Annotated in this window: 9 protein-coding genes and 2 pseudogenes; 6 read left to right on the forward strand and 5 right to left on the reverse strand. The window is 74.0% G+C overall.

The features are described 5' to 3' along the window. Together GCU69_RS08580 and GCU69_RS08585 are read right to left on the reverse strand one after the other, a co-directional pair. Positions 1 to 1,424, reverse strand: a 1,424-nt coding sequence (locus GCU69_RS08580; protein WP_098752031.1) for an amidase, incomplete at its 3' end; no start/stop codon positions are given. Positions 1,425 to 1,443: 19 nt separating this feature from the next. Next, a complete protein-coding gene (locus GCU69_RS08585) occupies positions 1,444 to 2,409 on the reverse strand; it encodes a D-2-hydroxyacid dehydrogenase (RefSeq protein WP_098752032.1) in 966 nt (321 codons plus the stop codon). A gap of 225 nt (positions 2,410 to 2,634) precedes the next feature. Between GCU69_RS08585 and GCU69_RS08590 the strand changes: the two are divergent. The 3 genes and pseudogenes from GCU69_RS08590 to GCU69_RS08600 form a co-directional block, all read left to right on the forward strand. Continuing rightward, positions 2,635 to 3,522, forward strand: a pseudogene (locus GCU69_RS08590) (maleate cis-trans isomerase family protein); the annotation flags it as partial. A gap of 532 nt (positions 3,523 to 4,054) precedes the next feature. Next, entirely contained in the window at positions 4,055 to 4,870 is an 816-nt protein-coding gene (locus GCU69_RS08595) for a maleate cis-trans isomerase family protein (protein WP_170315809.1), read from the forward strand. A 216-nt stretch (positions 4,871 to 5,086) separates the two neighbouring features. Then, positions 5,087 to 6,193, forward strand: a complete 1,107-nt coding sequence (locus GCU69_RS08600; protein ID WP_098752033.1) for an LLM class flavin-dependent oxidoreductase — start codon at positions 5,087 to 5,089, stop codon at positions 6,191 to 6,193. Between the two features lie 320 nt (positions 6,194 to 6,513). On the opposite strand, the gene GCU69_RS08605 is transcribed toward GCU69_RS08600, so the two are convergent. Then, a complete protein-coding gene (locus GCU69_RS08605; protein WP_156205557.1) occupies positions 6,514 to 7,260 on the reverse strand; it encodes a class I SAM-dependent methyltransferase in 747 nt (248 codons plus the stop codon). A 408-nt stretch (positions 7,261 to 7,668) separates the two neighbouring features. On the opposite strand from GCU69_RS08605, the gene GCU69_RS08610 reads away from it, so the two are divergent. Then, positions 7,669 to 8,853 (forward strand): AAA family ATPase, encoded by a 1,185-nt coding sequence (locus GCU69_RS08610; RefSeq protein WP_098752035.1) that lies wholly within the window; start codon positions 7,669 to 7,671, stop codon positions 8,851 to 8,853. A gap of 274 nt (positions 8,854 to 9,127) precedes the next feature. On the opposite strand, the gene GCU69_RS08615 is transcribed toward GCU69_RS08610, so the two are convergent. Next, positions 9,128 to 9,778, reverse strand: a complete 651-nt coding sequence (locus tag GCU69_RS08615; RefSeq protein ID WP_156205558.1) for a TetR/AcrR family transcriptional regulator C-terminal domain-containing protein — start codon at positions 9,776 to 9,778, stop codon at positions 9,128 to 9,130. Positions 9,779 to 9,976: 198 nt separating this feature from the next. Here GCU69_RS08615 and GCU69_RS08620 point away from each other — a divergent pair. Continuing rightward, a pseudogene (locus GCU69_RS08620) lies at positions 9,977 to 11,607 on the forward strand (FAD-dependent monooxygenase); the annotation flags it as partial. A gap of 224 nt (positions 11,608 to 11,831) precedes the next feature. Here the strand turns inward: GCU69_RS08620 and GCU69_RS08625 are convergent. After that, the gene (locus tag GCU69_RS08625; protein ID WP_098752038.1) at positions 11,832 to 13,628 is read right to left on the reverse strand and encodes a putative bifunctional diguanylate cyclase/phosphodiesterase; all 1,797 of its coding nucleotides are present in this window, start codon (positions 13,626 to 13,628) and stop codon (positions 11,832 to 11,834) included. A 465-nt stretch (positions 13,629 to 14,093) separates the two neighbouring features. Between GCU69_RS08625 and GCU69_RS08630 the strand changes: the two genes are divergently transcribed. Next, positions 14,094 to 14,317, forward strand: a 224-nt coding sequence (locus tag GCU69_RS08630; protein ID WP_156205559.1) for a hypothetical protein, incomplete at its 3' end; no start/stop codon positions are given.

Here is a 14,317-nt window from a genome sequence, read left to right on the forward strand (position 1 = left end):
CAGATGCCCGTCGGCGGCGGCACCGCCGCCGGGACCCCCGCCTCGTACAGCGCGTGCGCCGCCGCCAGCACCCGGGCGTCCGCGTGCCGCGGGCCCACCAGCTGCACCCCGATCGGCAGCCCGTCGCCGTCCGTGCCGCAGGGCACGGTCGCGGCCGGCTGCTGGGTCAGGTTGAACGGATAGCTGAAGGGCGTCCAGCCGGTCCAGCGCTCGTGGCCGGAACCCTTCGGGACCTCCACCCCGGCCTCGAACGCGGTGTCCGGCATCGTCGGTGTGACCAGGAGGTCGTACGTCTCGTGGAAGTCGCCCATCGCCCGGCCGAGCGCCATCCGTACGTCCACCGCCGCCAGGTAGTCGAGCGCGCTGTACCCCTCGCCCTGCGCGCAGACCTCGCGCAGAGCCGGTTCCAGCAGCTCACGCCGTGCCGCGTCCAGCGGCTCCACCACCCGCGCCACCCCGCTGAACCACAGCGTGTGGAAGGCCTCCACCGGGTCCTCGGCCAGCGGCGGATCGACCTCCGACACCCGCGCCCCCAGCTCCGCCAGCCGGTCCACCGCGTGCCGCACCGCCGCCGCCACCCGCGGCTGCACCGCGACCCGGCCGCCGAACGACGGGCTGTACGCCACCCGCAGCCCCGTGACCCCTTCCGCGCCGGCCGCCAGCGCGTCCCGGAAGCTCCGCGTCACCGGGCCCAGCTGCGACCAGTCCCGCGGGTCCGGGCCCGAGATCACGTCCATCAGCAGCGCCGCGTCCCGCGCGTCCCGCGTCATCGGTCCGACGTGGGCCAGCGTCCCGAACGCGGACGCCGGATAGAGCGGCACCCTCCCGTACGTCGGCTTGAACGCGAAGATCCCGCAGAACGAACCGGGGATCCGCACCGAGCCGCCGCCGTCCGTGCCCAGCGTCAGCGGCCCCGCGCCGAGCGCGACCGCCGCTGCGCCGCCGCCGCTGGAGCCGCCCGCGGTGCGCCGCGGATCGTACGGATTCACCGTCACCCCGTGCCGCGGGCTGTCCGTGACCCCCTTCCAGCCGAACTCCGGGGTCGTCGTCTTGCCCGTGAACACCGCGCCCTGCTCGCGCAGCCGCGCCACCGACGGCGCGTCCTCCGGCCAGCCGCCGGGCGGGTGCTCGTCCACCGTCGCGGAGCCCTTGAGCGTCGGCGCGCCGCGCAGCAGCAGGATGTCCTTCACCGACACCGGCACGCCGTCGACGAGCCCGGCCGGCTCGCCGCGCCGCCACCGCTCCTCCGATTCGGCGGCCCGCGCCAGGGCGCCCTCCGCGTCGACCCGGACGAAGGCGTTGACGGCCGGGCCGATCTCCTCGATCCGGTCGAGCACGGCGCGGGCGGCGTCGACGGGGGAGAAGTCGCCGGCGGCGTAGCCCGCCAGCAGCTGCGTCGCCGTGAGTTCACAGAGCGAGGTCATCGAACCCTCCATGGTCCGCTCAGGGCACCGGTACATAACCGAGCCGCTTGTCGACGACGTTGAGCAGCGGTTTTCCCGCCGCCCACCGGTCGAAGTTGTCCATGAACTGATCGGCCAGCGCGTCCCGCCAGCCCACCGTGTCGCCGCTCATGTGCGGCGACACGAGCAGCCCGGGCAGGTCCCACAGCTCGCTGTCCCCGGCCAGCGGCTCGTGCTCGAATACGTCGAGAGCCGCCCCGGCCAGGGCGCCCTTCCGCAGCGCGGCGGCCAGATCCCGCTCCACGACCAGCGGGCCGCGCCCGACATTGAGGAAACGGGCGGTCGGCCGCATTAGGCCGAACAGTCTCGCGTCGAACATGCCATGGGTGGATTCCGTGAGCGGGGCGGCACTAATCACCCAATCGGCCGAAGGCAAAAGATCTTCGAGTGCGGCGTTGCCGTGCACCCGGCCGAATTCGCTGTCGTTTTCCCGTTCGGTGCGTCCGACGAGTTCCACGGAGACACCCAGTGCCGCGAGCGTACGCCCGACGGCCCGGCCGATCGGACCGGACCCGACGACCACCGCACGGCTGTCCGCCAGACGCATGGTCTCCCGGTGCCGCCACCGTTTCCGCCGCTGGAGTTCCCAGGTGCCGTGGAAATCCTTGGCCATGGCCAGCACGAGGCCGGCGGTGTACTCCGCGATGGGCTGCTCGAAGACCCCGCGGGCGTTGGTCAGGACCACGTCGGAGGAGGTCAACTCCGGCGAGAGCAGCCGGTCCACGCCCGCGCTGGCGGTGTGCACCCAGCGTGGCCGCGGACCACCGCCCGGCCACGCGTCACGCACCGCGTCGGAGGTGAAGTCCCAGACGAGGAGGGCGTCCGCGGAGGGCAGCAGGCCGGGCAGCGAGTCCTCGTCGGCGAACACCACACGCGCCCGGCCGGAGAGCCGGTCGAGCCGCGGTGCGGGGTCGCTGCCGAAGACGAGCAAGGTGCTATCGGTCATGGGTGGGAAACCATTTCGAAACGTAGATCCGCTTGGCTGAAGAGGCAGCAGAAAAAACAGCACGAGAAGTGGGATTGACCACGCTAGGGAGCGGAAACTACCTTCGTCAACACAGGCAACTTCTCGGGCCTGTGCAGGCATGTGTCCCGACGTCCCGGCGTGCTCCGGCTTTCGTTTCCTGCGGCCCTCGTCGGCCCAGCCCTCCGTTCGGTATTGGGGCTTGAAATGGACGTCTCTTTTCTGGGTGGCCCACAGCCGCAGCGCGGCGTGGGCGTCGTAGCACCCTTCGATTTCGCGCTGGACCGGGAGCTGTGGCGCTGGGTCCCCGACGAGGTGTCCCTGCACCTCACCCGAACACCCTTCGTGCCGGTCGAGGTCAGCCTCGGCCTGGCACGGCTGGTCAGCGAGCACGAGACACTGCAGCAGGCCACCCAGGCGCTGTGCGCGGTGAAGCCCGAAGTCGTGGCCTACGCCTGCTCCTCCGGCAGCTTCGTCGGCGGCATCGCCGGGGAGCGGGCCATGTGTACGGCGATGGAGCAGTCCGGCGAGGTGCCGGCGCTCACCACCTCCGGCGCGCTCCTCGACGCGCTCCACGAGATCGGCGCCGAGCGGATCGCCCTGGTGACCCCTTATACGTGGTCGGTCACCCAGTCACTGGAGGACTACCTCGCCGAGGGCGGCATCACCGTCACCGGCCGGGCCTTCCTCGGACTCACCCGGCACATCTGGAAGGTGCCGTACCGGGACGTGGTCGACATGGCCCGGCAGGCGGTGGTCGGACGGGCCGACGCGCTCTTCATCAGCTGCACCAACCTCGCCACGTACGACGCGATCCCCCAGCTGGAGGCCGAGCTGCGGATGCCCGTGCTGTCGGCGAACCAGGTGACGATGTGGGCGGCGCTGCGCCGCATCGGGGAACGCGCGGTCGGGCCCTACCAGGCCCTGCTGGACCCGGTGGCCAGGCGCGGACCGGCGGCGATGTCCTCCGGGAACGCCGAGCCGCCGCCCGCGGACGCCCCCGGGGTGCCGCTGCCGCCCGCGCCCCCGGACCCGATGGACGCGCTCGACGCGGGACCGGGGGAGCCGGACGGCCCGGCCGGCCGGCAGCCGCTCGGGGATCCGGTCCCGTACGGGGACGGGGTGCCGCTCGACGGTCCGGTCGCCTGTGGGAGCGGGGTGCCGCTCGGGGATCCGGTCCCGTACGGGGAGGGCGTGCCGTTCGACGCTCCGGTCTCCTACGGGGGCGGGGTGCCGCTCGGCGAGGGGCGCGGCGAACCCGAGGCGGCGTTCGCGGGATCCGCGCCGGGCCTGCCGGGCGCGGAGTCGGAGGCCGCCGACGGCATGGACGTACCGCCGTACCCGGACGATCCGGCGGGGCCGGCACCACTCTGACGGCTGCGGCCCGGGGCGGCCGGGGCGGGCAGCAGCCCGTAACGACTCCCCGGACGACAGGGCCCGGCCCGGCGGGCCGCCGCCGGCCCGCACACGCGTCGGGAGCGATGTGGAACGCCGTACAGCTGCGCAGAGCACAGAGCACAGAGTGCAGAGCACAGAGTGCAGAGCACAGAAGTAAGCAGAACGCAGCGAAACGGCGTAGAACGATCCAGAAGGCCATAGAACGACGAAAGACGAGGGAAGAGGCGATATGGCGGACAGTGTGACGACGCGGCGCACGGCGGCGGACGCGGCCACCGCGCCCTCCGGGGCCACAAGCACCCCGACCGTCGGATTCCTCTACCCGGGGTTCTCGGCCGAGGACGACTACCCCCGGCTGGAGGCCATGCTGGCCGACGCCGCCGGGGACACCACGGGGCCCGGCGTCCGGCTGCCACTCGTCCACACCGACATCGGCGAGGACGCCCACCGGGTCGACGCCCTGCTGGAGATGGGTTCGGCGGCCCGCCTCGCCGCGCGGGTCGCGGACCTCAAGGGGCTCGGGGCGCAGGCCGTGGTGTGGGCCTGCACCAGTGCGAGCTTCGTCTACGGCTACGGCGGCGCCCGGGAACAGGTGCGGGAACTCTCGGCGGTGGCCGGGCTGCCCGCGTCCAGCACCTCCTTCGCCTTCGCCCACGCGATCGAGGACCTCGGCGTCGAGCGGGTGGCGGTCGCGGCCACCTACCCGGACGACGTCGCGGAACTCTTCGCTGCCTTCCTCAAGACGGCCGGTGCGGAGGTCGTCGCGCGGCGGGCCAGCGGCATCATCACGGCCGCCGAGGTCGGGACCTGGGGCCGGGACGAGGTTCTCGCGCTGGCCCGGGCGGGCGACCACCCGGACGCGGAAGCCGTGCTGCTGCCCGACACGGCGCTGCACTCCGCCGCGTACATCGCGGAGCTGGAGTCCGCGCTGGGCAAGCCGGTGCTCACGGCGAACCAGGTGACGGCCCGCGAGGGTCTGCGGCTGCTGGACCACCCGGCCCCGCACTGCCCGGCTCTGGGACGGCTGTTCAGCCTGGTGGGCTAGTACGGGGTGCCGGGAGCACGCCGACGTACGGAAAGGATGCCGGGAGGAACGAGCACGGGCCGGTCGGGAAGACGGCGGACGCCGGTCGGCAAGTACAACGGACGCCGGTCGGGAAGCACGGCGCGAGCGCGGAAGAGCCCCGCCGGGAATAAGCGGAGCACATCTCCGGTTGCCTGGTCCGGTACTCGGACCAGGACGACCAGGGAGGCAGGCCGCATGGCCACTCGGCACGACGACCCCATTCGCGGCACGGCCCGCGGGACCGCCCCGGTCCCGCTGTCGGTGCTCGACCTCGCCACCGTCGGCAGCGGCACCACCGCCGGCGACGCGCTGCGCACGAGCGTCGAGCTGGCCCGTACCACCGAGCGCCGCGGCTACCACCGTTACTGGGTCGCGGAGCACCACTCGATGCCCGGCATCGCCAGCAGCTCCCCGGCCGTCATCCTGTCCCACCTGGCGGCGCACACCGACCGCATCCGGTTGGGCTCGGGCGGCGTCATGCTGCCGAACCACGCCCCGCTGGTCATCGCGGAGCAGTTCGGCACCCTGGAGGCCCTCGCCCCGGGCCGGATCGACCTCGGCCTCGGCCGCGCCCCGGGCACCGACGGCGCGACGGCCGCCGCTCTGCGCCGTACGGACCGGCTGAACGAGGGCGCCGACGACTTCCCGCAGCAGCTCGCCGAGCTGACCCGGTTCCTGGACGACGACTTCCCGGACGGCCACCCGTACAGCCGCATCCACGCCGTGCCCGGCCCGGTCCAGGCCACCGCGGCCGGCGGTGTCCAGTCCACCGACCGTCCGCAGATCTGGCTGCTCGGATCGAGCGGCTTCAGCGCCCGGCTGGCCGGCACCCTCGGGCTGCCGTTCTCCTTCGCGCACCACTTCTCGGCCCAGAACACCATTCCGGCGCTCGACCTCTACCGCGAGTCCTTCCGCCCGTCGGAGATCCTGGACGAGCCGTACGCCATGATCGGTGTCGCGGCGCTCGCCACGGAGGACGAGCGGGAGGCCCGCCGCCAGATCATGACCGGCGCCCTCTCGATGCTCAGGCTGCGCACCGGCCGCCCGGGCCTGGTGCCGACTCCGGAGGAGGCCGAGGCGTACTCGTTCAACGGCCTGGAGCAGGACTTCGTGGAGAAGTGGCTGACGAACATCGTGCACGGCACCCCGGACCAGGTCCGTGACGGCCTGGACGGGCTGGCGAAGCGCACGGGCGCCGACGAGATGATGCTGACGGCGAACGCCCACGGCGCGGCGGAGCGGGTGCGCTCGTACGAACTGATCGCGGACGCGTACGGGCTGCCGGGCGGTCCCGGAGCCTGACCCAGCCGGAGCCCAGTCAGGCCTGAGCCGGACCCAACCTGGGTCCGACCCGGCCTGATCCCGCCCCGTGGCGGCGTCCGGTAGCGGAGCCGTTGGGCCCCCGGTTGAGGATCATTCCTCGCCGCGATCGGCAGCGGACAGGAGCAGCCGCGGTCGGCAGCGGACAGGAGCACGACTGCCGAGCGGCGCCTCTATCGTCGAGGGGGCGCAGCCGGGTCGGAGATCACACGGACCGAGTCAGGCCGCGACCACGTGGCGGTCCGGGTCTCCGCGGTGTGCGGTGGGTTCCGGCGGGAAGGGCTTGCCGTGCTGTGGGCCCGCTACGGCGTGGCCTGTCGGCGGAACAGGGCCGTCCACAGGAACGGTTCGCCGAAGTGCGGTGACTGCGGAGGCTCGTCGTGCATGCGGCGCAGTTCGATCTCCGTGAGGTCGGCGAAGATGCGGCGCAGCGAATCGGGCGTGTATGCGAGCCCGCCGTCGAGCGCGGGACGTTCTCGGCGGTAGAAGTCGGCGTCGGGCAGTTCGGAGCCCATCGCGCCGGCCGCGAAGCAGGTGAGGGCGAAGTGGCCGCCGGGGGCCAGCGCGCGATCGAGGAGCGCCAGGTAGCTGACGCGGCGGTGCGGGGGCAGGTGGTGGAAGCAGCCGGAGTCGTAGACCAGGTCGTACGGCCCGCGGAGCGCGGTCGGGGCGAGGGCGAAGGCGTCACCGCAGTGGAAGCGGATCCCGTAGGCCCCGGCTTCCCGGGCGCGGTCCCGGGCCCATGCGACGGCCACTGGTGAGAGGTCGACGGCGTCGACCTCGAAGCCGAGTGCGGCGAGACGAACCGCGTTGCGGCCGGAGCCGCAGCCGAGATCGAGGGCGCGGCCCGGGGCGACCAGGCCCCGGCCGACGTACGAAACCAGGTTCTCGTCCGGTTTCGCGGCGAAGAACGGCACCGGCCGTTGCCGGTCCGCGTAGAAGCCGTCCCACCAGGCCGAGCCGTCCGCCGACCACCGGTCCGCCTCCGGCGTGAACAGCCCGTCCAGGAGCCGCAGTACGTCGTCGACCGAGCGTATGTTCCGGTCCATCCAGTCCCCCTCCGTCTCCGGTGATTTTAGTCGGGGGAGGAGTGAAAACCCAGGTCAGACGGTCTGTTGGGGGCTCCCGTGCCGGGCGGTGCGGAGCCGGCGCAGGGGGGCGGTTCATCCGGCCCCGCAGGGCTCGGGCGGCGCCTCCGTGCCCCTGTTGCGGGCCGTGCGGATCCCTGTCTGCGGGGCGCCCGCCCTGCTTTTTCGCGCGGATCCGGCGTCGTGGTGGTGGTCGGTTGTCCGCCGTTCCGCCGTTCCGCCGTTCGGCCGTTCAGCGGTCCGGTCTTGCACGTGACTTCCCGGTGGCCGGGGGCCCGCCGGTGTCCCGGTGCGGAGAGGGTTCCGGGCCGTCCGGCGCCCGTGCCGCCGCGCCGGGTCGTGTCAGTGACGGATGCGAGACTCCGGAACATGATGCGCACGCTCGCCGTCGAGAACTACCGGTCCCTGCGGCATCTCGTCGTGTCCCTGGACCGGCTGAACGTCGTCACCGGGGCGAACGGCACGGGCAAGTCAAGCCTGTACCGCTCGCTGCGGCTGCTCGCCGCGTCCGCGCGCGGCGGTGCCGTCGCCGCGCTGGCGCGCGAGGGCGGTATGCCGTCCACGCTGTGGGCGGGCCCCGAGAAGGTCGGACGCGCTGTGCGGGAGGGGCGGTACGCCGTGCAGGGCACCGTCCGCAGCGAGCCGGTCAACCTCCGGCTGGGCTTCTCCGGCGACGAGTTCGGGTATGCCGTCGACTTCGGGCACCCCCGGCCCGCGGACTCCTTCTTCGACCGCGATCCGGAGATCAAGCGCGAGGCCACCTGGTCCGGTCCGGTGCTGCGGCCGGCCGCCCTGCTGTCCGAGCGTGCCGGGCCATCGGTGCGCACGCGTGCGGCGGACGGCGGCTGGCACCGCTCGGCCGGGGAGATACGCCCGTACGACAGCATGCTCAGCGAGTCCGCCGACCCCGAGACCGCCCCCGACCTGCTGCGGCTGCGCGAGCACATCAGGTCGTGGCGGTTCTACGACCATGTGCGCACCGATGCCGACGCCCCGGCCCGTACGCCGCAGGTCGGGACCCGTACACCCGTGCTGAGCGGCGACGGCTCGGACCTGGCGGCGGCGCTCCAGACGATCCGCGAGACCGGTGACGCGGAGGCGCTGGACGCCGCCGTGGACGCGGCGTTCCCCGGCAGCCGCGTCGAGATCGGCGGCCGGAGTGGTGGACGGTTCGAACTGCTGCTGCGGCAGCACGGTCTGCTGCGTCCCCTCGGCGCGGCCGAGCTGTCCGACGGGACGCTCCGCTATCTGCTGTGGGCCGCCGCCCTGCTCACCCCGCGCCCGCCCGCGCTGCTCGTGCTCAACGAGCCGGAGACCAGCCTCCATCCGGACCTGCTGCCGCCGCTCGCCGACCTGATGCTCACGGCGGCGCCCCGCACCCAGATGGTCGTGGTCACCCACGCCGAACCGCTGGCCCGTGCCCTGGCGAAGGGCGCGGCGGGCCACGGCATCGACCTCAACACGATCGAGCTGGTGAAGGAGTTCGGGCAGACGCTGGTGGCCGGGCGCGAGGGGATGCTGGACGAGCCGGCGTGGCACTGGCCGAAGCGGTGACGGGCGGAGCGGTCCCCGTGTGCCGACATGAGTGGCACCGCTTCGGCGGACCCGCCGCCCCGGCACCGTAGCGGCGGACCCGTCCCCGCACCGTAGCGGCGGACCCGTCCCCGCACCGTATCGGCGGACCCGTCCCGGCTCCGGAACGGCGGACCCGTCCCGGCTCGGTATCGGCGGCCCGTCCCGCTCCGCCGCCGCGGCTTGGCGGAAGTCCGGCGGCCGGGGGCGGAGCAGGGGAAGTCCGGCGGCCGGGGGCGGGGCGGCGAGGGGCCGTTCAGGGAGACCGCAGCGTGTGTTCCAGGCCGGCCACGATCGCCCGCAGCCCCAGCTCGAACCGCTCCTCGTAGTTGCCGAACAGCTCCCACCCCGCCTCGGCGGCCAGCGGATGGTCGGGGGCCAGCCACGCTTCCCGTTCGGCCAGGTCGAAGTTTCCGCGGCGCCCGTCCGGGCCCGGGCGCATGCCCTGCTCCTCGATGACGAAGCCGATGGTGAAGTGGTACGCGGTGGTGTACGCGTTGACCCCCTGCGCCACCGTGAATCCGCTGTCGCGGAAGAAGCGCAGGTACTTCTCCAACGGCCCGGCGTGTGTCGTGTCCGTGAAGCGTGAGCCGCTGAAGACCTTCGCCCCGTCGCGGTAGTCGAGCAGGGTCCCGCGCAGTGTCCGGCAGGCGTCGGTGATCCACTGCTGCCAGCTCGCCGACGGGCCGGCGGCGAGCGTGTCCGCCTCCGCGACCATGCGCCGCATCATCGCGGTCGCCATGGCGTCGAGCAGTGCCTGCTTGTTCTTGAAGTGCCAGTACAGGGCGGGCGCCTGGACGTCGAGTTCCTTGGCGATCCTGCGCAGGGTCAGCCCGTCGAGGCCGGTCTCGTTGAGCAGCCGCAGAGCGGTGTCCACCACCAGGGCCTGGTCCAGTCGGGTCGCCATGCGCTCATTGTCCCCGGTGGGGTCCGGTGCTTGTCCCCGGTGGGGCCCGGCGCTTGTACCCGATGGGGCCCGGTGCGCCCGGGCGGGCTCACCGCACCGCCGCACCGCCGGGCCGCGTTGCCCCCGAGTCCTCCGCAAATCCGGCCGCATCGACCGGCCGCCTTGACGATTTAACAGCGTTAAGGGCATCCTCGCGGCATGGAACTTAACAGCGTTAAGGAATGGGCCGGGGCGGGCGACGGCACCGGCGTGCTCGTCGCCGGTGCCGGGCCCGTCGGACTGGCCCTGGCCGTCGACCTCGTACGGCGCGGCGTGCCCGTCCAGGTGATCGAGCGGTCCGGCACGCTCTTCCCCGGTTCGCGCGGGAAGGGTCTCCAGCCCCGCACCCAGGAAGTGTTCGACGACCTCGGGCTGCTGCCCGCCGTGCTGTCCGCCGGCGGACCGTATCCGCGCATGCTGACCTGGGACGGCGACCGGCCCGGCCGGGAGTGGGACCTCAACGAGCCCATGGGCCCGACCCCGCAGGCACCCTACGGCGGCTGGATGCTGCCCCAGTGGCGCACCCAGGAACTGCTGTACGAGCGGCTGCTGGAGCTGGGCGGCAGCGTCCGCTTCGGTACGGAGCTGACCGGGCTCCGCCAGGACGCGGACGGGGTGACCGTGACCGTGACAGGCCGCGCCCCGTCCGGTCCGGGCGGCGCGCCCCGGACCGCCGAGCTGCGCACCGCCTACCTCGTCGCCGCCGACGGCGGCCGCAGCACGGTCCGCGGTCTGCTCGGCACCGGCATGAACGGGGAAACCGTCGACCCGGCCCCGATGCTGGTCGCCGACGTGCGGCTGACCGGCCGGGGACCCGGCACCGACCGCGGCAACTGGCACGTGTGGCCGCAGGCCGAAGGCGGCATGCTGGCCCTCTGCCCGCTCGCCGGGACGGACCAGTTCCAGCTCACCGCCCGGTACGCGGACGAGGACGCCGTCCCCGACACCTCACCCGACGGCGTACGCCGGCTCCTCGCGGCCCGCACACCGCTGCGCCCGGACCAGGTCGCCGAGGTCACGTGGGCCTCCGACTTCCGCGCCCGGGCCGCGCTCGCCGACCGTTACCGCGACGGCCGGGTCCTCCTCGCGGGCGACGCGGCGCACGTTCACTCCCCGGTGGGCGGCCAGGGACTCAACACGGGCGTCCAGGACGCGTACAACCTGGGCTGGAAGCTCGGCCTGGTGCTGCGCCACGGTGCCCCGGACGAACTGCTCGACAGCTACGAGACGGAGCGGCGCCCGATCGCCGCCGACGTGCTGGGCCTCAGCACCCGGCTGCACCGGTCGGCCCGGGACGGCGGAGGGCCCGAACGACGCGGCGCCGAGACCCAGCAGTTGGGGATCGGCTACCGGGGCGGACCGCTGAGCCGGGAGCGGCGCGGGGCGGGCGACGGTGTCCTGTGCGCCGGTGACCGCGCCCCCGACGCCCCCGTACTGGCCGCCGACGGCACGCCGTACCGGCTGTTCGACGCCTCCGGGGGCCGCACTTCACGCTGCTGGCCTTCGGCGCGGATGCGGGCGATGGGACGCCCGTACGGCCGCACGGGTGCACGGTGCCGTTGCGTTCCTTCCACGTCGCGGGCGCGGACGATGCGGTGCGCGTGGGCGCGGGCGCCGGCGAAGCGGTGCGCGCGGGAGGGGCGGGCGGCGGCGGAGCCGCCCGGTGGCTCCGCGACGCCGAGGGGCACGCCGTCGCCGCCTACGCGGAGCGCGGCCTGTTCCTCGTCCGGCCGGACGGCTACCTCGGCCTGGCCACGCACGACCCGGCCGACGTCACCGCCTATCTGGCGGACCTGTGCACGACGGGCCGGTGCGCGGCGGACCTCCGCGGGGCGGAACGGAGCGCGGACGCCCACGCTCCGGCCGTCGACGGAGCCCCACGCCCGGCCTGACCCGGGCCCGTCGCTCGGCGCCCGGGCCTTGCCCGGGCCCGTCGCTGCACGCGGTGCCCGGCCTGGCCCGGGCCCCGTCCCTGCCCGCACCCGGCCGCCCGGCCGCCCGGCCGCCCAGCCGCTCAGCCGCTCAGCAGCGCCGACACCTGTTCCGCCGCCAGCGGCCTCGCGTAGAACCAGCCCTGGCCCGTGTCGCAGCCGATACGGGCCAGGCGTTCCGCCTGCTGCGCGCTCTCCACGCACTCCGCGGTGACCTTCAGGCCCAGCCGGTGCGCCAGGTCCACCAGCGCCTCGACGATGGTCTCGTCCGCCGGGTTCGGGTGCTCGTCGTCCCGGAAGCCCTGAACGAACGATCCGTCCAGCTTCAGCGTGGAGACCGGCAGGCGGCTGAGATAGGCGAGGTTGGAGTAACCGGTGCCGAAGTCGTCGATCGCGATGGAGACGCCCATGCCGCTGAGCGCCTGGAGCGCCTGGAGGGGACGCCCCGCCGAGCCCATCACCGCCGATTCGGTCAGCTCCAGTTGCAGCAGGTGCGGCGGGAGCCCGGTCTCCGCGAGGATCCCCGCAACGTCCGCCACGAGATCGGAGTCCCACACCTGGCGCACCGCGACGTTCACGCTCACGAAGATCGGCGTGTCCGGGTGTTCCAGCTGCCACTGCCGTGCCTGCCGGCAGGAGGCGGCCAGCACCCAGCGGCCGAGCTGGACGATCGCGCCCTCCTCCTCGGCGAGCTGGATGAACCGGTTCGGGCCCAGCGTCCCGAACTGCGGATGCCGCCACCGCACCAGCGCCTCGACCCCCTGCACGGCCCCCTCGCCCATGCCGACCAGCGGCTGGAACTCCAGGACGAACTCACCGCGTTCGATCGCCGGACGCAGCGTGCTGGCCAGTGCCTGCCGGGTCATCCGGTGTGCGTTGCGCTCCGGGTCGAAAAGGGTCCAGCGGGACTTGCCGTCGGCCTTCGCCCAGTAGAGCGTGGTGTCCGCGGCCTGCATCAGACCGGTGGCGGTCGTCCCGGTGGCGGTGCGCTCGACGACGCCGATGCTGGCCGACAGGGACAGCCGCTGCCCGGCGATGTCGAACGGCTGCTGGAGCGCGTGCAGCAGCGACCGCGCCAGCTCGGCGAGCTGTTCGGTGCCGGTGGACTCCTCGACCAGGACGGCGAACTCGTCACCGCCGAGCCGGGCGACGAGATGGTGGCCGCGGCGGCCGTATCCCGCCTGGTCGGCGCAGTACGCCAGCCGGCCGGCGATGGCGCAGAGCAGTTGGTCGCCGACACGGTGGCCGAGCGTGTCGTTCACGGCCTTGAAGCCGTCGACGTCCAGATAGCAGATGCCGATACGGCCCGTGCCCGTACGGTCGTAGGCCGCCGACTCCAGGGCGCCCGACAGCCGTTCGAAGAAGAGGGCGCGGTTCGGGAGCCGGGTCAGCGGGTCGTGCATCTGGAGATGCCGGAGCCGGGCCTGGAGTTCGCGGCGGTCGGTGACGTCGGCGACCGAGAGCAGCGCCCGGCTCGGCGCCGCGCCGCCTCCGCTGCCCGCGTCGTGCGGGACGGGCAGCGGGGAGACCGTGACCTCGGCCCAGAGGGACTGGCCGTCGGGCTGCTTGAGCCGGCGGGTGCAGCGGATCCGGTCGCTGCGCCCGCGCAGGATCTCGCGGTACGCGGCCCAGGTGCGGGAGTCGTGGCAGAGGTCCACGAGGTCGGCGGCGGGCTCGGTGGCCAGCTGGGCCGGGTCGGAGCCGAACAGGGCGCCGAGGGCCTGGTTGGCGGCGACGATGAGGCCGTCGTGGTCGAGGACGGCCATGGCGAGCTGGGCGGCGTTGAACGCGGCCTGCTGGTCCCGGAGCGCGGCCCCGCCCGGGCCGGCGGGCGGGGTGACCGGGACCCCGGGTGCGGCGTCGAGGGCCTGTTGGGGCATCAGGTGTCGGGACACGGCCCGTCCGTCGGCGGGTGGTGCGGTCTTGCCCGGAGGCCCGGGGGCGGCGACGCCTTCCGGGCCGGTGCCGGTTCGGGTGCCGGTGCCGCGGGGTTCACCGGGTACGGGGCGCGCGGGTGTAGCGGGTGGGGGTGCGGACGCGGGTGCGGAGCCGGTGTCGGGCCCGGGGGCGGGTGTGGGTCCCGGTCGGGGGCCGGGCCGGGGCTCCCGGGACGAGGCGACGGCGCGGCCGGGTGCCGACGGGGGCGCCGGGGCGTATCCCGGCAGGCCGGGGACCGGGTGGGTGCAGGCCGCCACGGCCGATGTCCCGGCCGACGGCCCGGCCGGGGCCGACCGTCCGGTTGTGCGGCCCGCGTCCTGCGCGACCCGGGGAGTCCGTACGGCCCGTGCGCCTCGTGTGACCTGTACGTCCGGTGTGTGCACGTCCGGTGCGTGTACGTCCGGTGCGTGTACGTCCGGCGTGGCCTGTGCGTCTCGAGTGGCCTGTACGTCTCGGGTGACCTGTGCGCCCTGTACGACGGGAGTGACCTGCTCTCCCGCCCCGTGTCCCTCGACGCACTGCCCGCTCCGTTGCTGCCCGCCGGACTGCTGCCCGGCCACCTGCTGCCCGGCCGTGGCGCACTGTCCGGCCGTGGCGCGCTGCCCGGCGGAGGCGCCGGACGGCCCGGGGG

Origin of the sequence: Streptomyces lycii, from assembly GCF_009735685.1 — a bacterium.
GTDB lineage: Bacteria > Actinomycetota > Actinomycetes > Streptomycetales > Streptomycetaceae > Streptomyces > Streptomyces lycii.